This window comes from Actinomadura sp. BRA 177, assembly GCF_013372625.1.
In the GTDB taxonomy this organism is placed as follows: Bacteria; Actinomycetota; Actinomycetes; order Streptosporangiales; family Streptosporangiaceae; genus Spirillospora.
This window is the reverse complement of the sequence record NZ_JABXFD010000101.1, coordinates 1-1,468: the sequence shown is the minus strand read 5'-3', so window position 1 is coordinate 1,468 and position 1,468 is coordinate 1. Positions and strand designations below refer to the sequence as shown.

The 1,468-nt window shown below is 76.1% G+C and carries 2 protein-coding genes; one reads left to right on the top strand and one right to left on the bottom strand.

All coding sequences use genetic code 11. From position 1 onward, the window contains the following. On the top strand, positions 1-646 hold a 646-nt coding region (locus tag HUX53_RS02425), incomplete at its 5' end, for a glutamate ligase domain-containing protein (RefSeq protein WP_217918998.1). On the opposite strand, the gene HUX53_RS02420 is transcribed toward HUX53_RS02425, so the two are convergent. Continuing rightward, positions 643-1,468 (bottom strand): phosphatase PAP2 family protein (locus tag HUX53_RS02420; RefSeq protein WP_309237010.1); only part of this gene is annotated, 826 nt, incomplete at its 5' end. The genes HUX53_RS02425 and HUX53_RS02420 overlap by 4 nt on opposite strands.

Here is a 1,468-nt window from a genome sequence, read left to right as displayed (position 1 = left end):
GGTGCCGCGTGGCGGCCGGGGCCCGTCCTGGTGGCGCGCCCGCGCGGCGGCGGGCGCGGCCACTACGTGGCGGTCGCCGCGCGCCCCGGTCAGCCCGGCCGTCGGCGGCGTAGTGGCCGTGCCGGCCGCCGGCGCCCTCGGCGTCCCGGTGGAGGTGCGGGGGCGCGCGCTGCGCTCGTTCGACCCGCACACCCGCAACCCCGGCCGGGGCTGCGTGTACCAGGTCGGCGACAACCCGGTGCTGGTCGACTACGCGCACAACCCGGCGGCGGTCGCCGCGATGGGCGCGTTCGTCGAGCGGCGCTGGGGGGCCGGGGGCGTCGCCGCGGTCACGCTGCCGGGCGACCGGTCCGACGAACTGGTGGACGAGACGGCGCGGGCGCTCGCCGGGACGTTCGGCCGCGTCGTCGTCTACGAGGACGAGGACCTGCGCGGCCGCCGCTCGGGCGAGATGACCCGGCTGATCGTGCAGGGGCTGCGGGAGGGCCGCCCGGACGTGTGCCACCACCCGGCCGGGGACCTGAAGGGGGCGCTGGCGTCGGCGCTGGACCTGGCCGAGCCGGGCGAGCCCGTCCTGCTGCTGTACGAGAAGCTGCAGCCGGTGACCGAGCTGCTGGAGACGCTGGGCGCGGAACCGGCCGGCTAGCCGGAGCCGGCCCGCGCGGCGGGCGGGCGCAGGAGGAGGACGCTGATCGCGAGGAGGACGAGCACGACGATGCCGTCCAGCCAGTAGTGGTTGGCCGTGCCGACCACGACCGCGATCGTCACCACCGGGTGCAGCAGCCACAGCCAGCGCCACCGCGTGCGGGACGTGACGATGAGGCCGAGCGCGATGACGGCCGCCCAGCCGATGTGCAGGGACGGCATGGCCGCGTACTGGTTGGCGACCGTGTCGGTCTGCGGCGGCCCGTACACGGCCGGGCCGAACCGCGCCGCGGTGTCGATGAGCCCGGTGGCGGGCAGCATCCGCGGCGGGGCCAGCGGGACGAGCAGGTGCAGGACGAGCGCGACGGCGGTCAGCGCCGCCATGACCCGGCGGACCCACCGGTAGTGGACGGGCCGCCGCAGGTAGACCCACAGCAGGAAGGCGATCACCGCCGGGCAGTGCACATAGGCGTAGTAGGAGTTGGCGGCCTGCACGAGGAACTGGCTCTGCAGCAGCCCGTGCTGGACGCCGGTCTCGCTCGGCAGGTCGAGGACGCGCTCCAGGTTCCACACGCGGTGGGCGTTGTCGAACGCCTCCACGACCCGGCCGCTCGCCAGCAGCCGGCCGAGCTTGTAGACCGTGAACAGCGCGATGATCAGCAGCAGCTCGCGGACGGCGCGGGGCCGCCCGCCGGGCCGCCCGCCGGACCCGTCCCGGGCCGCGGGCCGGCGCAGCCGCGCCAGCGTGCCGACCGGGCGGGACGGTCGGTCGAGGAGGCTCACGTCGCTGTCCTTCGGCTGGCTCTGATACACATATGACGCG